Origin of the sequence: Bifidobacterium sp. M0404 (genome assembly GCF_016101415.1) — a bacterium.
Lineage (GTDB): Bacteria > Actinomycetota > Actinomycetes > Actinomycetales > Bifidobacteriaceae > Bombiscardovia > Bombiscardovia polysaccharolytica.
In genome coordinates this window covers 238,600-257,308 of record NZ_JACFQP010000001.1, presented here as the reverse complement: position 1 = coordinate 257,308, position 18,709 = coordinate 238,600, and the positions used below count along the sequence as shown (strand labels likewise).

Here is an 18,709-nt window from a genome sequence, read left to right as displayed (position 1 = left end):
GCTCCTCATCCGATCCAGCAGCCGCCTAAACGCCCTGCTTCACCCCAGGTGCTTTTGCCGAAGGTCAGCCAGATAGGCGGCTCCCACAATGCCGGCCTGGTTGCGCAGCTTGGCAGCCACAATAGGAGTCTTGATGTCGATGTGGGGCAGGAACTTCTCGCTCATCCTGCTGACTCCACCACCAACAACGAAGAAGTCAGGGTTGAAGTAGTGCTCAAGCAAGCGGTAGTACTTGGTCAGACGATTGGCCCACTTCTTATAACTCAGCTTCTTGCGGTCACGCACCGATGATGCTGCGTACTTCTCTGCGTCCTTGCCGTCCAGCGTCAGATGGCCCAGCTCGCTGTTGGGAATCAGAACGCCGTTATAAATCAGCGCCGTGCCGATGCCGGTGCCCAGTGTGGTGGCGATGACCAGACCCTTCTGGCCCTTGGCAGCCCCGTACTGCACCTCGGCAAGCCCGGCCGCATCCGCGTCGTTGACAACGCTGACGGGTCTACCGCAGGCCTTGGAAAGAACCTCCTGAACATTGGTACCGACCCAAGCCTGGTCCAAATTAGCCATAAAATCCAGCGGCTTATCAGGCTTGACAGGGGCCGGGAAGGCGATGCCCACAGGCACATCCGAAGGAACCTCGAAGCGGTCCAAGAGCTCCTTGACAACAACTCCCACAGCCTCTGGCGTGGAATGCTCAGGAGTCAGAATTTTTTTGCGAGGCTCTGCAAAATCGCCGATCGTCAAGTCAACAGGGGCAGCCTTAATGCCGGATCCACCAATATCCACTCCGAAAGCCTGCGCTGTTTCAATCATTGCTGCTCCTTAGCTGATCAAAGATGAGGGTCCGAACCGGCACGGTAGCGATTGTACCCCAAGCCATGCCTCTGCAACTCGTAGGAGCGGCATGAGCCGGACCAGGGTCAGGCTGTTTCGCTGGCACTGTGCTACAAACTGCAGGAAGAAGAATTGAGTGGAATAATAAGGCTATGACCGAACACACACAGCTCATTGATGCAGTCAACGTGCGCATCACCACCAGAGAATACGATCCTAAGCCCATCGATCCCGACCTCGCCAGGCAGCTCGGCAGCACCTTGAACGCTCTGAATACGCTCAGCGGTCTGGACATGCAACTGGTCCTAGGCAAACCGGACGCCTTCGCTGCCGACAATGCCTCCGGCCACCTGGCCAATGCAGCCAACTACCTTGCCCTGGTCGGACCCAAGGATGATCAGGAAAGCCTGGAAAAAGCCGGCTTTTATGGCGAGCGCACGGTTCTTGCCGCCACACTGTACGGACTGGGGACAGGATGGGTGTCAGGCAGCTGGGACCGTCATGCAGCCGAGCGCCACTGCCGGATCACCCCTAGCCAATCGCTCTATCTTGTGGTCACCATCGGCTATCCGGCTGACCAGGTCGGCTACGGCAACCAGGACTTCGACAAGCTTTGCCAACGTCAGAGCGAGCATCGAGCCTCCAAGAGCTATGAGGAGCTAACTTCTTCCATGAGCGCGCAGGACCGGCAGGAGGCTCCGGAATGGTTCAAGGCCGGAGTGGCTGCCGCCGCCAAGGCGCCTTCGGCCATGAACGGACAGCCCGTGGTTTTTGCCTGGGACAAGAATACGGGCGATGCAATCGCCACTCTGGACCCCTCAGTCGCCTACGGCTCCGCAGTGGATCTGGGCATAGCCAAAATGAATTTCCAGATCGGATCCGGCGGCGGCACATGGACCTGGGGCGATGGAGGCCGTTTCATCAGGTCCTGACCGGGGCTGTATCCCAGTGCCCCGGCAAGGGGACCGTGTAGGGTGATGGAATATGAACAATGGAGCATCATCATCCCAGTCCACCACCGAACCGAGCATTGAAGCAAGTTCGACAACCCTTTACCTGACCCGTCACGGAAGAACGACGGCCAATGTCATGCATCTGATGCAGGGCTGGTCAGATTTCCCTCTGACCAGGCAAGGTCGCGAGGACGTGCGCCAGTTCGGTCGGGGTCTGCGTCCCATTCGTTTCCGGGCAGCCTGGAGTGGCAATCTGAGCCGCCAGTATGAAACGGCCCGCCTGGCCCTTGACATGTCCGGCAATGGAGACCTGCGCGTGGGCGTGGATCCTGACCTGCGCGAGGACAATTTCGGAAGTTTCGAGGGCCGGGACGAGCGCACTACTCTGGACCAAGTGTGCTCAGCCATGGGGTTCGAGAACTTCGCTGCGGCCAAGGCAACCTATGGCAGGAACATCGCCGCCCATATGCAGGACACCTTCCACCGGCTGGATGCCCAGGACATCCTGTCCGCCGGTCTGGAGGAACAGGATCGGGCTGAGACCACGGCCCAGGTCCGCAGCAGAATGATTGCGGTATTGACGCGCATCGCCCAGTCCGCCATCGAAGAGGGCGGCGGGCCTGTCCTGGTGGTCTCCTCCGGCATGTGCCTGCAACAGTTCCTGACAGCCATCGACGACCACTGCACCATCCCTGACATGGACAACACCGCGGTGACCAAGGTCGTCTATGGGGATGATGGCTTCCACCTGGCGGGACCAGTCAGTTCCATGGAGTACTTCCAGGCAGGAAGTCAAGAAAAGTAGCAGGCGAATTTATTCAAGCTCGCTGTGTTCCCCCGGCTGACTGGCCCCTGAGGGGCTCCATGGGCCTCCAGTCGGGATCATGCAATATCTGGCGCGAATCCACCCATCCCTTCAGGATGGCAGGAATGCCGGTCATGATGTGGCTGCGATCAACAGCCAGAAGGCGAATGACTTCCTTAAGAGCTGTTGCCAGGGTCCCCAGGGCGAAGGCCAGGGGCCGATAGTCCCCATGAACCATGAAATACCTGGCCATAAAGCCCCGGTTGCGCATGATGTGGTAACGATTCATATCCGATGTGGAATTGAGCTGGCGCACACCAGCGATGTTCCAATTGGCGATGTTGCGAGTCCGACGCATGACTACATCTGAGACGACCACAGGCTGTGTGACCTTGGATGCCAAATACCCATAGATGGTGTCATCCCAATAGATAAAGAAGCGCGGGTCAGGCAGACCGATTTGCTCCACAACCTGCCGGGAGAAGAAGCCTCCTTCAAAGCACATGGTGTTCATGGGACGACAGCCCGATGGGCCGAACTCCCCCGGTGCTATCGGGTCTGGAATGCCCAAGGCGGTAAGAAAATGATACTGCCAATAGAAGGGGCCGCCATCATAATCCAGCCGAGAACCCTGCACCACCTGATAGCGGTCACTCCACTTAGCGAGTAGGTCAAGTCCTTCAGGTTCCACTGCAACGTCATCATCCATGACCCAGAACCATTTGGCGCCAAGCTCGTATGCCTTGCGCACACCGGCGGAAAATCCACCTGAGCCGCCACCATTGTGGTCCTGCGGCAAATAAACGACACGATCCTGATTGCCAGAGCCGTCGATGATGGTCCTGCCCCAACGGCCTGTCACACGTTCAGAGAACTGCTCGACTATGGTTCTCGTGTCTGGCGAATTCTCGTTATCCACCACAACAATCCGCCAAGGAGCCTGGGTAAGTTTGAGAATCGAGTCGAACAGGCCTGTCAGCAATTCCTGACGCTTATAGGTTACGACGACTATGGCCGCCTTGTTCAAGGTCTTTCCCATGCTCTCCATTGTGACACCGCCCCGCAACTTTGCTTACTGAAGCAAAATCCTCCTAGTAGGTTCAGCCTTCTTCCGCCTTCCTGGATCGCAGGCTGCACACCCAGGATGTCAACACCGCCACCAGCAACAGAACCACAGTCACCAGAAGGAACCGGCCGACGGGCACAGGGGTCAGAGCCATAGACATGCCAGCCTGGACAAAACTCAAGGCAATACAGCCCTCGACAATGGCGATCCCCAGCAGCGCCATCACTGCACCGCCGGCCACATCGGTCAGTGTCTCCATCACTCCCGACCAGGCTATTGACCTCCAGGCCACCCCGATCTGATTGAGCCGCTGGTTCTGCCGCTTGCGCTCCCAAGCCGAAATGGCGATGGACTGCATCATGAAAATTAGGGCAAGAACGGTCCCGCCGACGATCATGACCGTCATGGCCGTCTGCCCGGACAGGCCTCGTTGAATGAAGTCATCTATATACTCCTGCCTGGTCTGCACCGCGAAATCGCCCTGAAGGCCACTCTTCAGACGGGAGGTAATCCCGTGCGCATCTGTTGGATTGACAGCCGATATGGGAATGATCGTATGTGCGTCTTCACCCAATTGAGGCAGGTCATCCTCCGCCGTCAGAAACAGAGGATAGTTATTGCCTGCAGATAGTTCTGGAATGCCCTCAGGCGACTGAACAAGGGCAACGACCCGCACCTCATGCGGTTGATCATGGCGATCAAGAAGACGAACGGTGTCGCCTATGGAATAGGAGGAATCCTGATTCACAGCGACGCGGTCTGAACCGAGATCAGACGAATTCCCTTGGACAAAGGAGAAATGAATGCTCGGCGAACTCTGAACTTTCTGACCCTGCAATTGCTCGGCAGGTTCCCATACCACCGTTGCCGTCTCGCCCGGTGATCCTTCCATAGCCCATTGCTGAGTCTGGTAGGTAACAAAGTCTCGAACCTCAGGCATCCCACCGATCAGATCGGATGGGTTGCGGTTTTGGGCATCCGAATCAAGGGAAGTAGCCATAACATCGGCCTTCAGAGGATATAGGCTCAGAACCGCCCCTCCGATGGAGCCAGCCTGCATGGCTGCCACAAGGGAAATGACGATGGTCAGGATCATCATGGCGGGGAGGGCTATAGCGGTTGAGCCTGCGCTCTCCTTTCGAGCACGCTGCAGGGCCAGAAGACCTGGCCCCCCGGCCACCTTCGCCGGGATCAGACCAATGACTGACACAGTCAGGACAACCAGGATCGGAGCCGCCAAATAGACCGTAGTGATGACAAGAATGACCTCGAGCATAATACGCAGGTCCAGGGTCATAGAAGGCAGTGGGGCGAACCCGACCACCAAGGTCAGGATCAGGAAGACCAGGGCTGCCGAAGAACGAATCCATCCAATCCGCTTGGTTTTGTCACTGGTCTCCGTCATGAGCTGGAGCGGAGCTGTCCAGCCCACCTTGCGCATAGCCATCCATACTCCCAACAGGCAGGCGACCATCATCATGATGAAGGTGACAACTGCAATGGAAGGTCGAATCCGCGGTGTGAAAACCATGCCACTGTCGCTGAACTCGGCAGAGCGCGCGTAAAACCGTCCAACTGGTATGGTCAGGAGAGATCCGACCAGGCAGCCAATGAGATTCGAGAGGGCCAGGGGGATCGAGAATTCCAAGATACCTATGATCAGGATCCTCCTGCGTGAGGCTCCGTTCAACCGCATCATTGCATACTCGCGTCGGCGTTCATGAATCAGAAAAGTGACCGACGAGAGGACCAAAAAGACCGACACCAGCAGGCAGCAAGCCAGCGCCGGAATAGTGACCATGTAGAGATTTGAATAAGGTACCTTGGCTTGGAGACGCTGGTAGGTGTTCAACCTATTCAGATCGCCGATATTGTCAAAGGACTTTCCCGCTTGGTACACCTGCATGGTCGAAGAGGTCAGCAGGGATGCCAGGAAGGTGGATAGACCCATGACCGCGTACGATGCTCGATGCTTCCTGATCAGGGACAAGACCAAGGAGAACAGGGTCGGTCGACTGATCGAGGAGAACGCATGCAGGGAATACCGTCCGGGAACTTCTCCTCTTCCTGCTTGGCCTTTACCCGCATGCATCATCGTCCTACCCCCTGGCCGACCTGAGTCATGCTGGTCAGGTGAGTAGACAGCTGCTCGGCCGTATATCCTTGGCATATCGAATGCACTGTGCCGTCCACCAAGAAGAACGTGCGCTGCGCCCAGGCCGCCACATTGGGGTCATGGGTCACCATGAGCACGGTCCGTCCGCTCTCCACCAAGGTCGAAAGGGCATCCAGAACCATTTCCGAGCTGCGCGTATCCAGTGCCCCGGTGGGCTCGTCCGCGAAAATCATATCTGGCTGGGCGACCAGCGCTCTGGCAATGGCCACGCGTTGCCTTTGACCGCCAGATATGTCAGACGGATATTGCTGCGCATACCCATCTAGCCCCAAAATCTTCAGGGCCTGCAGCGATTGGGCGACACCAACTTTGGGACCGCCGAAGAGCTGGGGCAGCATGACGTTCTGCAAGCAGGTGAAGGCCTCGACCAGGTTGTAATCCTGAAAAACGAAACCGATATGGTCGCGCCGCATCCTGGTTAGGGCGGGCTCCTTCATCCTGGCTATGTTCTGGCCGGCTATCTCGACCGATCCCTGCTGTACTGGCAAGAGCCCTGAGGCGCAATAAAGCAAGGTGGTTTTCCCCGCTCCGGAAGGACCCATAACTGCGGTCCAAGATCCTGTCGAGCATTCCAGGCCGACTTGGTCTATTCCAGCTTCACCAGCCTTGTAATGGAAGGACACCCCCTCCATTTTCAGCGGCAGTTCATTCATTGATCTTCCTTTCATTCAGATCGCCTAGGCAACAAAGCTTTCTGGCCGACCACCAGCAAAGCCAAAGGGTCAAAACCAGCAGTCCCAGGATTAGGTAGAGCTCAATGCCGGGCAATGGCACAATCCGAGTCACCACACTGCCAATACAGCATGAATCCACGAGAAGCCAGACGCCAAAGACATGAACAGACAGCAACACCACCGGGACTGCAAGCAAGACCAAGCGTGTGTAGGTCCTGCAGTGCATGGAAATCCAGAGAACCAAGAGAAAAACAAGAAAGGCGGACCCCAGGCAGAGCAATACGAACACAGCCAGATACTCCCCCAAGGACCAGGTGAACCAAGGCAATGCATGTCCATCAAAAACCGGAAGATCCTGCAAACCCGCGATCTTGGGCACCCACATCAGGAATGATCCCGCTGCCACCATGAGCATCATCAGCAGGCCCGCACAGACCATGGCGAACACCTGCAGCCCAGGCAAGATGCGTCCGGTCCGTGTCGTCAACTGCGTCTGCCGGACCCCATGGACCTGGTCTTTAACAAGGCGTGGGGCCACGACAACCAAGGCTGCCAGAAGCGGGACCAGATAGACTGAAAGTCTGAAGTTGCTCTGAGTGTAGTCCAGTAATTCAGGAGCGGCCAGGCCCATACCCGCCCTGCACTGTCCACTTAAGATGTCAAGCCGCTTCGTCACCGATTCGGGCAGTTCGATGCCATTACTACCGCCCTTACGCAACTGTTTCTCAGCTCTTGCGGTCAGGGCTTCCCGGTTGCATCCACGATAGGCATCCACGACATCATGGCAATGAACAAGCCGACGATAGCTAGGCAAGGCATTGATGCGGCCAGTCAGTTTGCCCCGGTCTGTATTCAGTACTGAAGGATTTGTCCAGCGCGAGCTCTCGACCGAATCGACCAGGTCCCTGGCCGACTGATAATTCTTGACGCCCAGTTGAACAGCCTGAGGACCAAGTGCCATCAGATCTTTGGACACCACCGGTTCAAGTCTGTCAGCCTCACGCTTGAATCCAGTAATGGTGGACTGACTGACATACGGTCCGTAGCTAGCTAGGTCATGATGGGCTTCGTCAGTGGGAATTTGGTCATACATAGCTAGATTCATACAGAAAACGAATCCAAGAGACAGACTGAGCACCACCCAAAAAGAGGTACCCAGAAGGTGCCGCATCTCGTTCCTGATCACCATCCATCTCATTGAAGACATCCCTGGCAAGAAATAAGATTGCGAGCCCGATTCGGCGGGGTATGCTGCATCGCTACTCCTCGTCCCCGTAGATCACCAGGAAGGCATCCTCCAAGTTGGCAGGAACAGCCTGGCCCTGGGACGGCGGCTCAGGTGAGTAAATTCTGAGCCGGGTCGCATCCCCATCCAGCTCGTCCTCAAGGAGCAGCTGCCCCTGCCCTAAGCGATAATCCGCAGGAACCAGGAATATTTTGCCTTCCAGCCAGCGGCTTATCTGCCTTGGGGACTGGTTGCAGCAGATCTGCCCATCCTTGAGCATGATGACCCGGTCGGCGATGGTCTCCAGGTCAGAGACGATATGAGTGGACAGGATAACGATCCGGTCGCGCGAAAGAGCATGGACCAGGTTGCGGAAGCGGACACGTTCCCGTGGATCCAAACCAGCGGTCGGCTCGTCCAAAATCATCAGTTCCGGGTCGTTGATCATGGCCTGTGCCAGCCCCACGCGCTGAATCATGCCCCCAGAGAGCGTCTTCATCTTCTGCTTACCCTGGTCTTTAAGCCCCACGGTCTTCAGGAGATCTTTCGCCAGGGGCTTGGCCCGTTTCCGGCCGATCCCCTGAAGGGCTGCTATGTACATCAAAAAATCTTCAGCGCTGTAGTCTGGGTAATAGCCGAATTTTTGGGGCAGATACCCCAAGAGGCCGCGATAGTCCTCGTCCATAACCATGATGTCCTGCCCGTTCCAAGTGATGTTTCCCGAATCCGGGCGGATCAGGGTGGCGATCATTTGGATCAGCGTGGTCTTGCCTGCTCCGTTAGGCGCGAGAAGCCCATGGACGCCGGTTCCAATGGAGAGGCTCAGATCGTTGATAACCCGCTTGTTCCTGAAGCTCTTTGACACATGGTCCAAGTGCAGCACGAAACTCACCGTCCTTTCACGCTAAACATGTAAGATTCCGCCCTCATGCCGTCGCCAGTCTTTTCATATGCCATACCCACCTTGGCAGAGGTGACCCTACGCAGCGTCCATGCAGAACAAGCAGGAAGATCGCCAGAAGAACAAGGCCCGTCGCCAGGCTCAAGGCCGGCGGAATGGAGACAAGGATGGGGGCGGTGGCGAATCGAGTCAGATAAAGCATCATGCCGAGCACAATCCAGAGTCCGAGAACCAGATAGATGGACAGTTCTCCATGCATATGCTCCTCCACCCAGATCTGTGCCAGGGAAAAGAGAAAGAGGGAGGAGAAGCTGATCCCCAGAAGGGTCATGGTGGACAGCCCCGGATTGGTCGTCTGCGCCAGCAAGACCGTAGCCAAGGATGAAATCATCATGCTGACCATGCCGAACAGAAGCATCCTGACTGCTGCTATCTGACGGAATGACCACCTGCAGGTTCTGATCAGATTCAGGGTATTCAGATTCCGTTCCTTGAGCACTACCAAAAGGTGCACCACCAGGAAAAGAGCAGGCGAGCAGACGAATATGGGGACAACCAGACCGAAGATTCTATCGACTCTGCTGGGCCAAGCAGTCTTCATGAAGGAGCCAAAGACGGTCGCCCAAACCGCCGCCGTCAGAATCAGGCCGATAAAGACGCAGTCCCAGAGGCCAAAGAGCAGGTTTCTCAGGCCTAGGGAACGGACCATGGCTACAAGGGTCCAGATCAGCCCAGGACGTCTTCCCATCCCTTTGCGGACAATTGTTTTTATGGATCGCTCGCGCATCCTGGAACTGCCGATCTGTGATTCAGCAAAATCATCGCGCTCAAGGTCGCTACCCTGAAGAGCCGCCAGAATGGGACGGATATCAGGTTCAGACCGATTCATGACCAAACTCCTTCCTCAAATTGTCCAAAAGTCGGTAATACCGAGCCTTGACCGTGTTTTCAGGCTCTCCGCAGGCCTCGGCAATCTGCGCGAACCCATAGCCGGCATACAGATGGAGACGCAAAACTTCCTGCGCCGGGACCGGAGCCTGTGAGATCTCGTCTTCAATCCGACCAACTAGGTCGTCCTTGAAGGTCTGGTCGGCGGGGTCGTCATGTTGATCGTGGCCGGATGCCACAAATACTTGCGCCTCCTGCCGCTGCCGCCTGCGGCGGATCCGCCAGTAATCAATGACCTTGTAGGTTGCGATGCGGTGGATCCAGGTACGGAAGCTGGACTTGTGCGGATCGTAGCTGCCCAAAGACCGCAGAATGGCAACAAAGGCATCCTGGGCAAGGTTCAGCGACTCCTCCTTATCGCCTACTTGAGCTCGGATGTAGGCCAGGATGTCGTCGTAGTACTTGCGAACTAGGTCATCGGCTGCGCGAAAGGATCTAGTTGACAGTATGTTTCTGATCCATTCCAGGTCCTCTGCCTGGGATTGGCCACCATCAGCGTCTCCGTCACTGGTTTGTCTGACCAAGGCCGGATGTATAGCTTCATCCGCAGGCAGCAGATGGTCACCCATCCTCGCCATGCTCCAGCCTCCTTGCAGCATTGTGAACTTTCGACAACCTCATATTCGTTGTGCAGGCTGCAATAGTTGCATGGAAGGCGGTTTTATTTCCTTCCTGGCGTGTCTAGAAATGCACTATCATTGAGAAAGAATTGACCATTCCAAGGACCGCAGCTATATTGAAATCGTCAGTTTCAGGGAAGGTGAAAGTCCTTACTGGCGGTATCCGGCTGAAGGCCGGGAGCCCGCGACCCGCGCAAGCGGTGGATATCGGTCAAAGTCCGAAGCCAACGGTTACAGTCCGGATGGAAGAAACGAGGCTCTCTATGAGCATGCCCAATTCTCATTCACATACCACTGCAAACAAGGACACGCGCTTCAACGATGTCCACTCCACAGGTGCAGGCGGTTCAGGACGCTGGTCGACAAAGCGGATCGCGGTCTACGCGCTCTTCGTAGCCCTGGCCATGGTTCTGAGCTTCTTCTCCTTCCCGATCTTTCCTGCCGCCCCTTGGCTCAAATACGACCCTTCAGGCATCGTCGTCCTGGTATGCGGCTTCGCCTTCGGTCCGGCGGCTGCAGCAATCATCTCCATACTGGGATTCGTCCCGCACCTGTTCACCAACCCCTTCGGCGCTCTGATCTCGATGATCGTGGCCTTGGCCCTGAGCGTGCCGGCGGCCCTTGTCTATCGCAGGATGCACAGCCGTAAGGGAGCGGTCATCGGGATTGTCTCCGGTGCCATTCTGGGCGTGGTTGCAGCCATCCTGTGCAACGTAGTGATCACCCCCTTCTACGCGCACATGTCCATGGCCAAGGTCGTCGCTATGATCGTGCCGATCCTTCTACCCTTCAACCTGATGAAGTTCGCCATCCACGGCGTGGTCACCTTCCTGATTTACAAGCCCATCTCCACGCTGATCAAGAAGTAGGCCACGGCGATTCGGAGCGTCATGGCAGCATCCATGACCCAATCCGCAATCCCGGATTCAGCGGATTCGAAGGCGATAGTCGCCCGTCTCAGCCAGGTCTCCTTCTCCTATGACGGAGGCCAGAACTGGGCCTTGGACCATCTGTCCATGGAAGTGCATGCAGGCGAGCATCTGTGCATCCTGGGAGCGAATGGTTCCGGCAAATCCACGCTGGGAAGCGTCCTCTCAGGTGCGACGGCACCTGACCATGGTCAGGTCGAGCTTATGGGCCAGACGGTCTGTTCAGATACCCCGAATCAAGGCCGACGGATCGACGCTGGAGCCTACCGGCAGGCACGTCGGCGCATCGGCATGGTCTTCCAAAACCCCGAGGACCAGATTGTGACCACAGTCGTCCAGGACGACGTGGCTTTTGGACCCGAGAATCTGAGCATGCCCCGTCAAAAGATGCTTTCTTGCGTGCCAGCAGCACTGAAGCAGGTGGATCTGCAGACGCGGATGAATGATGATCCCACCCGCATGTCTGGCGGACAGCAGCAACGACTGGCCTTGGCCGACAGCCTGGCCATGAATCCAGGCATGATGGTGCTGGATGAACCTGGCGCCATGCTTGATGCTGCCGGCCGGCAGGAGATTCAATCAATCCTTTGTCAGCTGACAGCCCAGGGCACGGCCGTCGTCCACATCACCCACCTGCTCGAGCAAGCCAGGCAGGCTGATCGAGTCCTCGTGCTTGACCATGGGTGCATCGTGGCATGCGGAAGTCCGAACCAGATTCTGAACAGACAGGATCTGCCTGCCCTCGTTGGCGAACCTGACCCAATTCCGCTAACCCAAAGCGGGGTATCAAATACGGGTCCCAAGACCACGGTCGGCAAGCACGCTATTCCCATGGTCAAGTTGTCGGATGTCTCTTACAGTTTCCCGGATGCCGACAGCAAAGCCCTTAGCCATGTGAATCTGGAGCTTGCGGCAGGACAGACCCTGGCCATTATCGGGCGCAACGGGTCCGGCAAGTCCACCCTGGCCAGGCTCATCTGTGCCCTGGTCACTCCCGACAGCGGATCCATCCAGGTGGCCGGCCTGCCCCTGGCCGGACCCGATCGGCCCAAGGCCAAGCATCTGCGACGCCAGAATCTCAAGCTTCTGCGCCAAAGGGTCGGCTATGTCATGCAATACCCCGAACATCAGCTTTTTGCGGATACCGTTGCCCAGGACATCGCCTATGGTCCGCACAACCTGGGCTATGGACCCGAGCAGGTGCAGCAGCGGGTGGATGATGCCATGAAGCTTCTGGGCATCAGTGATCTGGCCGACCGCTCACCCTTCGAGCTCTCGGGGGGTCAGCGGCGCTTGGTAGCGATTGCCGGAGTCGCGGCCTGCAGCCCGCAATTGCTAGTTTTGGACGAGGCCACCGCCAGTCTCGACCCCCAGGCCTGCGCTCGCATCATGACGCTGCTTCGAGTGCTCCACCAACGTGGAGTCACCATCGTCATGAGCACCCACGCCGATCGGGAGGCCCTGGACCTGGCCGACCAGACCCTGCTCCTGGAGCATGGAGAAACACTAGCCTATGGGACTACTGCCGAAGTCGTGGAACGCTATCACCAACTGCTCGCAATAGATACGGCGGAGAAGGAGACTACTGAAAAGAAAACGGATCGTACTCAGGACGACCAGAAGCCCCTATCCTTGCTGGCGAGGCTGGACCCGCGAGCCAAACTGGTGACCTTCATCCTAGCCATGTTCACCGCCTTCGCCATCTCTACACCGGCGCAACTTGTTCTGGCACTGGTGGTCACTGTCGGCCTCTTTGCCGCCGCCCGAGCCCCACTGCGTTCCATTGTTAACTCAGTCAAGGGCTTTCTGTTCCTCATGCTTCTGCTGGCACTATTCAACCTTTTGGTCACTCAGACCGGCCGCAGATTGGCTGCCTGGGGTCCATTCGTACTGACCACAGGAGGGATCTGGGTAGCTGTACTCTATGCCTGCCGCTTCATGCTGATCATCTTTCTGGGCGCGCTCCTGGTAGAGACCACCACGCCGACGCAGATGACCGATGCCTGTGAATCGCTGCTGAGTCCGCTGTCCAGACTGGGCATCCACACCAATGAGATCGCCCTGGTCCTCTCACTTGCCCTCCGTTTCATCCCCACACTTGGACGTGAGGTTCAGGCCATCGTGGAAGCCCAGGCCGCCCGTGGTGGATCCATCGAGTCCGGCTCGCTCTCGCAACGCCTGCATGCTGCCATTGCTATCACGGTTCCTGTCTTCGCCGGAGCTCTGCGCCACGCCGATAACCTGAGCCGGGCCTTGGATGCCCGATGCTATGAGGGCAGCCGTCAAGAGCGCACCCACTACCGCCTGCTGCGATTGGGCAGGATGGACTTTCTCTTTATCGCTCTCATGGCCCTCTATCTGCTGGCCCTGCTGCTGCATCCCCTGTTCTGAGCAGTCCGGCCTCGTAAGCAGAAGCACATGCCGTGGTTCCTGACTCTGCCAACCGGACAGTTATGCCACCGAACAGATTGGGTCCCCGCTGATCAGCCATCCATGCGATCAGCGGGGACCTAACCTGTTATCAGTAGGTCCGAAGGCCAAGTATTGATTGCATCTACACTATTCCTGTATGATCCTCCTGTCCTGGCTGGAGAGCATGGCCTGATCCAGGAGCTCCAGAACATGGACACTCTCAGCCAGGGGAACCGGGTTGTCGGCCTTGCCGCGGAGGAAGTCACGCCAACCTTCGTAGAATGCCGGCTGCCAGCCCCGAACGGCCGGGAGTATATGCTCCTCACCCTCCCTGTCGATATAACAGGCAGTGGGGTCGGACATGACACCAAAGTGCGGATCATCAATCCGCATGCCTGCCTTGAGCTGGTCTTCCTCAGGGTCCTGGTCGTTAATCTGCAGGGATCCCAGTGTCCCCTGAATAGTCAGTCGGGGTTGCCGGGTGGATTGCACCAGGCCACCGACAATATGCGAGATGATGCCCTGCTGATGGGTAGCAGCGATGAAGAAATCATCAGGCACAACTGCATCCTCTCTCTGGGTGGACACTTCACCATAGATCGAGGTGACCGGGCCAAAGAGCTGAACGACCTGATCCAGAGTGTGGGCGCCAAGATCAAAGAGCGCTCCTCTGGGTTGGTCATGCGTCTTCTGCTCGCGCCAGCCGGTTTCCACATTGGGGCGGAAAGAACCGTACCTGGATTCGACACGTATGATACGGCCCAGGTCCAATTCCTTCAGGTACTTGCTGGCTGTCAGGATTTCTGCATCATGGCGTCGGTTCTGGAAGGCCGCCGCAGGTGTACCGGTAGCCTGAGCCACATCAAGGATCTTGTTCGCCTCCTGACTGGAGCCGGCCACCGGCTTGTCAATGACCACAGGCTTGCCGGCCTGCATGACCCGGGTGGCAAACTCCAGGTGGGTATCGTCGGGGGTGCCTATGCTGACAGCATCGTAACGATCGATATCCTTGAAAAAATCATCGTTATTGTCATAGACCCGGGCCCGAGGATAAAGCTGGTGAACCTGGGCTGTAGCTCGCTCGTTATGAGTCACTACAGCCGACAGTTCCAGTCCTTCAGTCTGATCAATCATGTTGGCATGAAAGACCCGCCCTACAAAGCCAAAGCCTATGAGGGCAATCTTGAGATTGTGATTTTGCTCTTGTCCCATTATTTACTCCTTCCACACCCTCCCATGATTGCCAGGAGGCAGAGGGGACTTATACACCGAGATGCTCTCTTAAGTACCGACGTGCGGTAAGGGCGCTCTTCAGCGGGTCAGCCTTGGCTGGGTCCTGCTCGGCCTCTACCATGAACCAACCGTGGTAACCCCCATCAAGTAGGGGCTGAAGAACCTTCTTAAAGTCGGTGACCCCATCCCCTGGCACGGTGAACACACCCTCCAAGATGGCCTGGAGGAAGCTCAGTTTCTCGTCCTTGACGCGCTGAAGGACATCAGGCCGAATATCCTTCAGGTGGACGTGCCCGACCCTCGAAGCGTAACGCTTCACGATGTCAACCGGATCCTCCCCCGAAAAGAGCAAATGGCCCACATCGACCAAGAGCTTTACCTTGTCAGGGTCAGTCCCTTCCATCAGGCGATCAATCTCGCTGGTGGTCTGCACACCCGTGCCCATGTGGTGGTGGTAGGAGATTTCCATACCGACGTCATGGGCCAGATCTCCAAATCGATCAAGACCACGGGTCAGTTGATCCCATTGCTGACTGGTATATTCAGGCTTGCCATCGAAGATCGGCGTATGCATTTGGCCCTGAATGGTATTGCCCTGTTCAGCTACATTGATCATCTTTGCACCCAAGGCGTGGAGATAGTCGCGGAAGGCGATGAAACTCCGCTCGTTCTCCTCCCAGGTTTGCGTAGTCAGATAGGCGCTGAACCAGGCACTGGCAATGCTGATCCCCCGCATCTGAAGCTGCTCCTTCAAAACCTTGGGATCCTTGGGGTACTTGTTGCCAATTTCAGTGCCTTCAAACCCGGCCAGAGCGACTTCGCTCAAAATCTGCTGATAGGGAGTTTCGCCACCCAGCTCGGGCATGTCGTCATTGGTCCAACTGATCGGAGCCATGCCCACGCGAATTGCCGTATTCTTGTTTGTCATCATTTCACCCAATCATTCGTCTGCCTGAAGCTACTTGATCATGATGGTCAGCAGGTTTTTCATGGTCTGGGCCACCATGCCCATTTCATGCTCGTTGGCCCTGTCGGAAAACATCTCGGAGCAATACCAGCCGTCATAGCCTGTGGCCTTGATTGCATCAATCCACTCCTGCAGGGGGATGCAACCGCCACCGTTGACCACATTGCGGTGCACATCCTGGTTGGGGACCTCCCGGCCCCTGTCGATTTCCAACCCGTCAGAGACATGGACAGCGGTGATGATCTCCGGCGGTATCTTGGCTACGTCCTCCAGCGTGTCACCGGCAGTCCAGAAGTGCCAGGTATCCACGGTGATGCCGAAGTTGTCCCGGTTGACCTTATCGACAATCTGCAGCAACTGAGAACACCGGCTGATCGGCGCCCAGCAGAGAGGCTCCAGGTAGATGCCCAGCCCGTACTGCTTGGCGATGTCGCAGGCCAGCTGAACATTATGCGCTGTTACATCAATGGCTTCCTGCTCGCTTAAACCGAGGGGGCCCCGCCAACGCGGATCATCTGCAGCCAATTTGCCGGCGTTGTAATCCATGACCACGTTCCAATCCACTGGATCCGTGCACATTTGAACGGCTGGAGCACCGATGACCTGGGCTATCTGGCACATCCTTTCAACCTCTTTAAGGTACTCTGCCCGGTCTTCTTCTGACCGCCTGGTGATCCCCTGAATAGCCCCCAGTCCGCTGACCGGAAAACCATCCAGAATTTCAGCTGCATCCTGGGCGGTATAGCCCTGATCGAGAAAACGGTAGAGCTTTGGGCTCTGCATCTCTATGCCGTCGAAGCCGGCCTCCTTGGCAAAGCGTATGTCATCATAGACATTGCCGTAGAAGGTGGTAGTTACGTTCATTGATAATCGTGCCATCATTGACTCCTTTGTTGTGGTGGCTCGGCGCAGGCTTGTCCTGCAACCGTGAGGCTTCCATTGAAGTTCTGGAAACCTACGCTTCCTTGATTAATTGTTCGATGGTCTGACGTTGATACACGGAAGTATCATGGGCGGTCTCGTCCTCGGCGAAGACGTTGGAGACGATCAGGGAATCCTCCCTGTCCAGGAAACCGTTGGTCTTGAGTGCCTGGAAGAGATCCTTGAAATCCACATCCCCGTCACCCACCTTCAGATGCTGGTGGACCCGTGCGTTGGTCCCTGGAGGATTGGAGATATAGCGCAAGCCGTGTGAACGGTTGTGGTCATAAGCATCGGAAATGTAGACCGAACGCAACTTGGTAGATTCCGCCTGGGTGATCTCGTGCACTGCATTCCCGTAGTGGAAGGTGTGCGAGGACACGTAGACGGAACCGACCAGGTCTGAGTTGAGGCCGCGCAGTACGCGATGCGCATCCATGCCATTTTCCACAAAATCATACGGATGGGGGTCAAAGTTGATCACAATCCCCTCCCGCTCAAGCAAGGGTAGTATCTCCTCCATGGTCGAGTAGAAGCCGGCCTCCGACTCCTCATAGCGCTCGGGGATGCCGCTGAACTCACTGTTGATGGTATGGATCCCCAAGATGGCCGCAATCTCGATTGCCCGCTTCCAATTCCGCACAGCCCACTGACGTTCCCGCTCGTCCGGCCATGAGGTCCGGTAGACGGGCAGCAGGGAGACCAGTTCGACGCCGGCGTTCTTGCAGGCCTTAGCCAGATCGTGGACCAGTTCGTCATCAGCCTTAGGGTGGATGTAGAAGGGCAGAAAGTCATCATGCGGGGCCAACTGCATGTACCGGTAGCCTGCATCAGCCACAGCCTGCGGCAGTTCCAGCAGTTTGTAGTCGTAATAGAAGGGGGTGGGGTCAAGTGCAATCTTCATAAGTATCAGCTTCTTCCTTTTGCCCGCTTACAGGCGGGCGATAATATCCTGAGCAACTTCTTGCGTGGACCTTGACCTGCTTGCATTGGCAGCAACGTCTTCTTCCACGGCCCGCTGGATGCGTTCAGCAGCCTGGTCATACCCGAAGTGCTCCAGCAGCATGGCTCCAGACAGGATCGAGGCTGTCGGATTGGCGATCCCCTTGCCAGCGATGTCAGGCGCTGAACCGTGAATGGGCTCGAACATCGAGGGGTGTTCGTCAGTGACGTTGATATTGGCTGAGGCCGAGTATCCAATGCCGCCAACCACGGCCCCCGCCTCATCGGTGAGCACGTCGCCAAAGAGGTTGTCGGTGACGATGACGTCGAATCGCGAAGGATCCGTCACCAGAAAGATTGTGCAGGCGTCCGCATGCAGATAGTCCCAGGTCACATCAGGGTACTCCTGCGCCACCTTATCCATGATGTCGAGCCAGAGGGCACCAGCATGGGGCAGGACATTGGTCTTGTTGACCATGGTCACATTGCGCTTGCCCCCACGCTTACGCGCTAAATCAAAGGCATAACGTACCGCCCGCTCGACGCCGAAAGCCGTGTTGAGGGAGGTCTCGGTCGCGATGGCCTGGTCAGTGCCCCGACGAATATATCCTCCCATTCCGGAGTAGAGGCCTTCAGTCCCCTCCCTAACCACAGCGAAGTCGATCTGTCCTGGATTCTTCAGCGGCGAGCTCACCCCTGGATAGAGTTTGGTCGGTCTCAGGTTGACGGCCTGGTCGAAGCTGAACCTGAGTTTGAGCAGGAGGCCGCGCTCCAGAATCCCTGAACGCACACGCGGGTCACCCACAGCCCCCAACAGTATGGCATCCTGCTGCCCGATGGATTCCAGATCCTCATCATTGAGCAGGGTCCCGTCACGCAGATATCGCTCAGCCCCCAAGTCGTAGTCCACGTAGTTCAGCCTTACCTGGTCGCCGACGGCTCTGCCCATGACCGCCTGGGTCTGCGGAGTAACCTCCCTGCCGATGCCATCTCCCGGGATAACCGCTATATTGATTATCTTCCCTACGTCACTGTCTGCCATATGTTTAACCTACCATTATCATTTTCTAATGTACATAATCAATATTTATGAGTAAACTGTGAGA

17 protein-coding genes and 1 riboswitch are annotated in these 18,709 nt (G+C 56.8%); of the genes, 4 read left to right on the top strand and 13 right to left on the bottom strand.

All coding sequences use genetic code 11. The features are described 5' to 3' along the window. Positions 1-39: 39 nt before the first annotated feature. A complete protein-coding gene (ppgK, locus tag H3T93_RS01090) occupies positions 40-810 on the bottom strand; it encodes a polyphosphate--glucose phosphotransferase (RefSeq protein WP_110413135.1) in 771 nt (256 codons plus the stop codon). 173 nt (positions 811-983) lie between these two features. On the opposite strand from ppgK, the gene H3T93_RS01085 reads away from it, so the two are divergent. Together H3T93_RS01085 and H3T93_RS01080 are read left to right on the top strand one after the other, a co-directional pair. Continuing rightward, entirely contained in the window at positions 984-1,763 is a 780-nt protein-coding gene (locus H3T93_RS01085; RefSeq protein ID WP_144177341.1) for a nitroreductase family protein, read from the top strand. A gap of 52 nt (positions 1,764-1,815) precedes the next feature. Next, positions 1,816-2,589 (top strand): histidine phosphatase family protein, encoded by a 774-nt coding sequence (locus H3T93_RS01080; protein ID WP_144177343.1) that lies wholly within the window; start codon positions 1,816-1,818, stop codon positions 2,587-2,589. 13 nt (positions 2,590-2,602) lie between these two features. On the opposite strand, the gene H3T93_RS01075 is transcribed toward H3T93_RS01080, so the two are convergent. The 7 genes from H3T93_RS01075 to H3T93_RS01045 form a co-directional block, all read right to left on the bottom strand. Then, a complete protein-coding gene (locus H3T93_RS01075) occupies positions 2,603-3,628 on the bottom strand; it encodes a glycosyltransferase (RefSeq protein ID WP_442859370.1) in 1,026 nt (341 codons plus the stop codon). Positions 3,629-3,689: 61 nt separating this feature from the next. After that, positions 3,690-5,606 (bottom strand): FtsX-like permease family protein, encoded by a 1,917-nt coding sequence (locus tag H3T93_RS01070; protein ID WP_186363897.1) that lies wholly within the window; start codon positions 5,604-5,606, stop codon positions 3,690-3,692. A 140-nt stretch (positions 5,607-5,746) separates the two neighbouring features. Then, on the bottom strand, positions 5,747-6,484 hold the full coding sequence (locus tag H3T93_RS01065; protein WP_144177348.1) for an ABC transporter ATP-binding protein: 738 nt from the start codon (positions 6,482-6,484) through the stop codon (positions 5,747-5,749). Continuing rightward, positions 6,477-7,610 (bottom strand): hypothetical protein, encoded by a 1,134-nt coding sequence (locus H3T93_RS01060; protein WP_232348591.1) that lies wholly within the window; start codon positions 7,608-7,610, stop codon positions 6,477-6,479. Before H3T93_RS01060 ends, H3T93_RS01065 begins: the two co-directional genes overlap by 8 nt. A gap of 154 nt (positions 7,611-7,764) precedes the next feature. After that, entirely contained in the window at positions 7,765-8,622 is an 858-nt protein-coding gene (locus H3T93_RS01055; protein WP_233439324.1) for an ABC transporter ATP-binding protein, read from the bottom strand. Positions 8,623-8,656: 34 nt separating this feature from the next. Then, a complete protein-coding gene (locus H3T93_RS01050) occupies positions 8,657-9,520 on the bottom strand; it encodes a hypothetical protein (protein ID WP_144177352.1) in 864 nt (287 codons plus the stop codon). Further along, positions 9,507-10,157 (bottom strand): RNA polymerase sigma factor, encoded by a 651-nt coding sequence (locus H3T93_RS01045; RefSeq protein ID WP_186363898.1) that lies wholly within the window; start codon positions 10,155-10,157, stop codon positions 9,507-9,509. Before H3T93_RS01045 ends, H3T93_RS01050 begins: the two co-directional genes overlap by 14 nt. A 165-nt stretch (positions 10,158-10,322) precedes the next feature. Beyond that, positions 10,323-10,457, top strand: a riboswitch (FMN riboswitch). Here H3T93_RS01045 and H3T93_RS01040 point away from each other — a divergent pair. After that, positions 10,442-11,068 carry an ECF transporter S component gene (locus H3T93_RS01040; protein WP_186363899.1) on the top strand — a complete coding sequence of 209 codons (627 nt, stop codon included), beginning with the start codon at positions 10,442-10,444 and terminating at the stop codon, positions 11,066-11,068. Its footprint overlaps the riboswitch before it by 16 nt. A 33-nt stretch (positions 11,069-11,101) precedes the next feature. Continuing rightward, positions 11,102-13,519, top strand: coding sequence for an energy-coupling factor transporter ATPase (locus H3T93_RS01035; protein WP_144177360.1), 2,418 nt, complete (start codon positions 11,102-11,104; stop codon positions 13,517-13,519). 168 nt (positions 13,520-13,687) lie between these two features. Here the strand turns inward: H3T93_RS01035 and H3T93_RS01030 are convergent, their stop codons facing one another. The 5 genes from H3T93_RS01030 to H3T93_RS01010 form a co-directional block, all read right to left on the bottom strand. After that, a complete protein-coding gene (locus tag H3T93_RS01030; RefSeq protein ID WP_144177362.1) occupies positions 13,688-14,752 on the bottom strand; it encodes a Gfo/Idh/MocA family oxidoreductase in 1,065 nt (354 codons plus the stop codon). Positions 14,753-14,801: 49 nt separating this feature from the next. Then, positions 14,802-15,704 (bottom strand): myo-inosose-2 dehydratase, encoded by a 903-nt coding sequence (gene iolE / locus H3T93_RS01025; protein ID WP_198208339.1) that lies wholly within the window; start codon positions 15,702-15,704, stop codon positions 14,802-14,804. Positions 15,705-15,731: 27 nt separating this feature from the next. Then, positions 15,732-16,622: a sugar phosphate isomerase/epimerase family protein gene (locus H3T93_RS01020; RefSeq protein ID WP_046323107.1), complete on the bottom strand. Its 891-nt coding sequence runs from the start codon at positions 16,620-16,622 to the stop codon at positions 15,732-15,734. Between the two features lie 73 nt (positions 16,623-16,695). Further along, positions 16,696-17,565 (bottom strand): sugar phosphate isomerase/epimerase family protein, encoded by an 870-nt coding sequence (locus H3T93_RS01015; protein WP_144177365.1) that lies wholly within the window; start codon positions 17,563-17,565, stop codon positions 16,696-16,698. Positions 17,566-17,592: 27 nt separating this feature from the next. Further along, on the bottom strand, positions 17,593-18,645 hold the full coding sequence (locus H3T93_RS01010) for a 3-isopropylmalate dehydrogenase (RefSeq protein WP_144177367.1): 1,053 nt from the start codon (positions 18,643-18,645) through the stop codon (positions 17,593-17,595). Between the last annotated feature and the right edge of the window lie 64 nt (positions 18,646-18,709).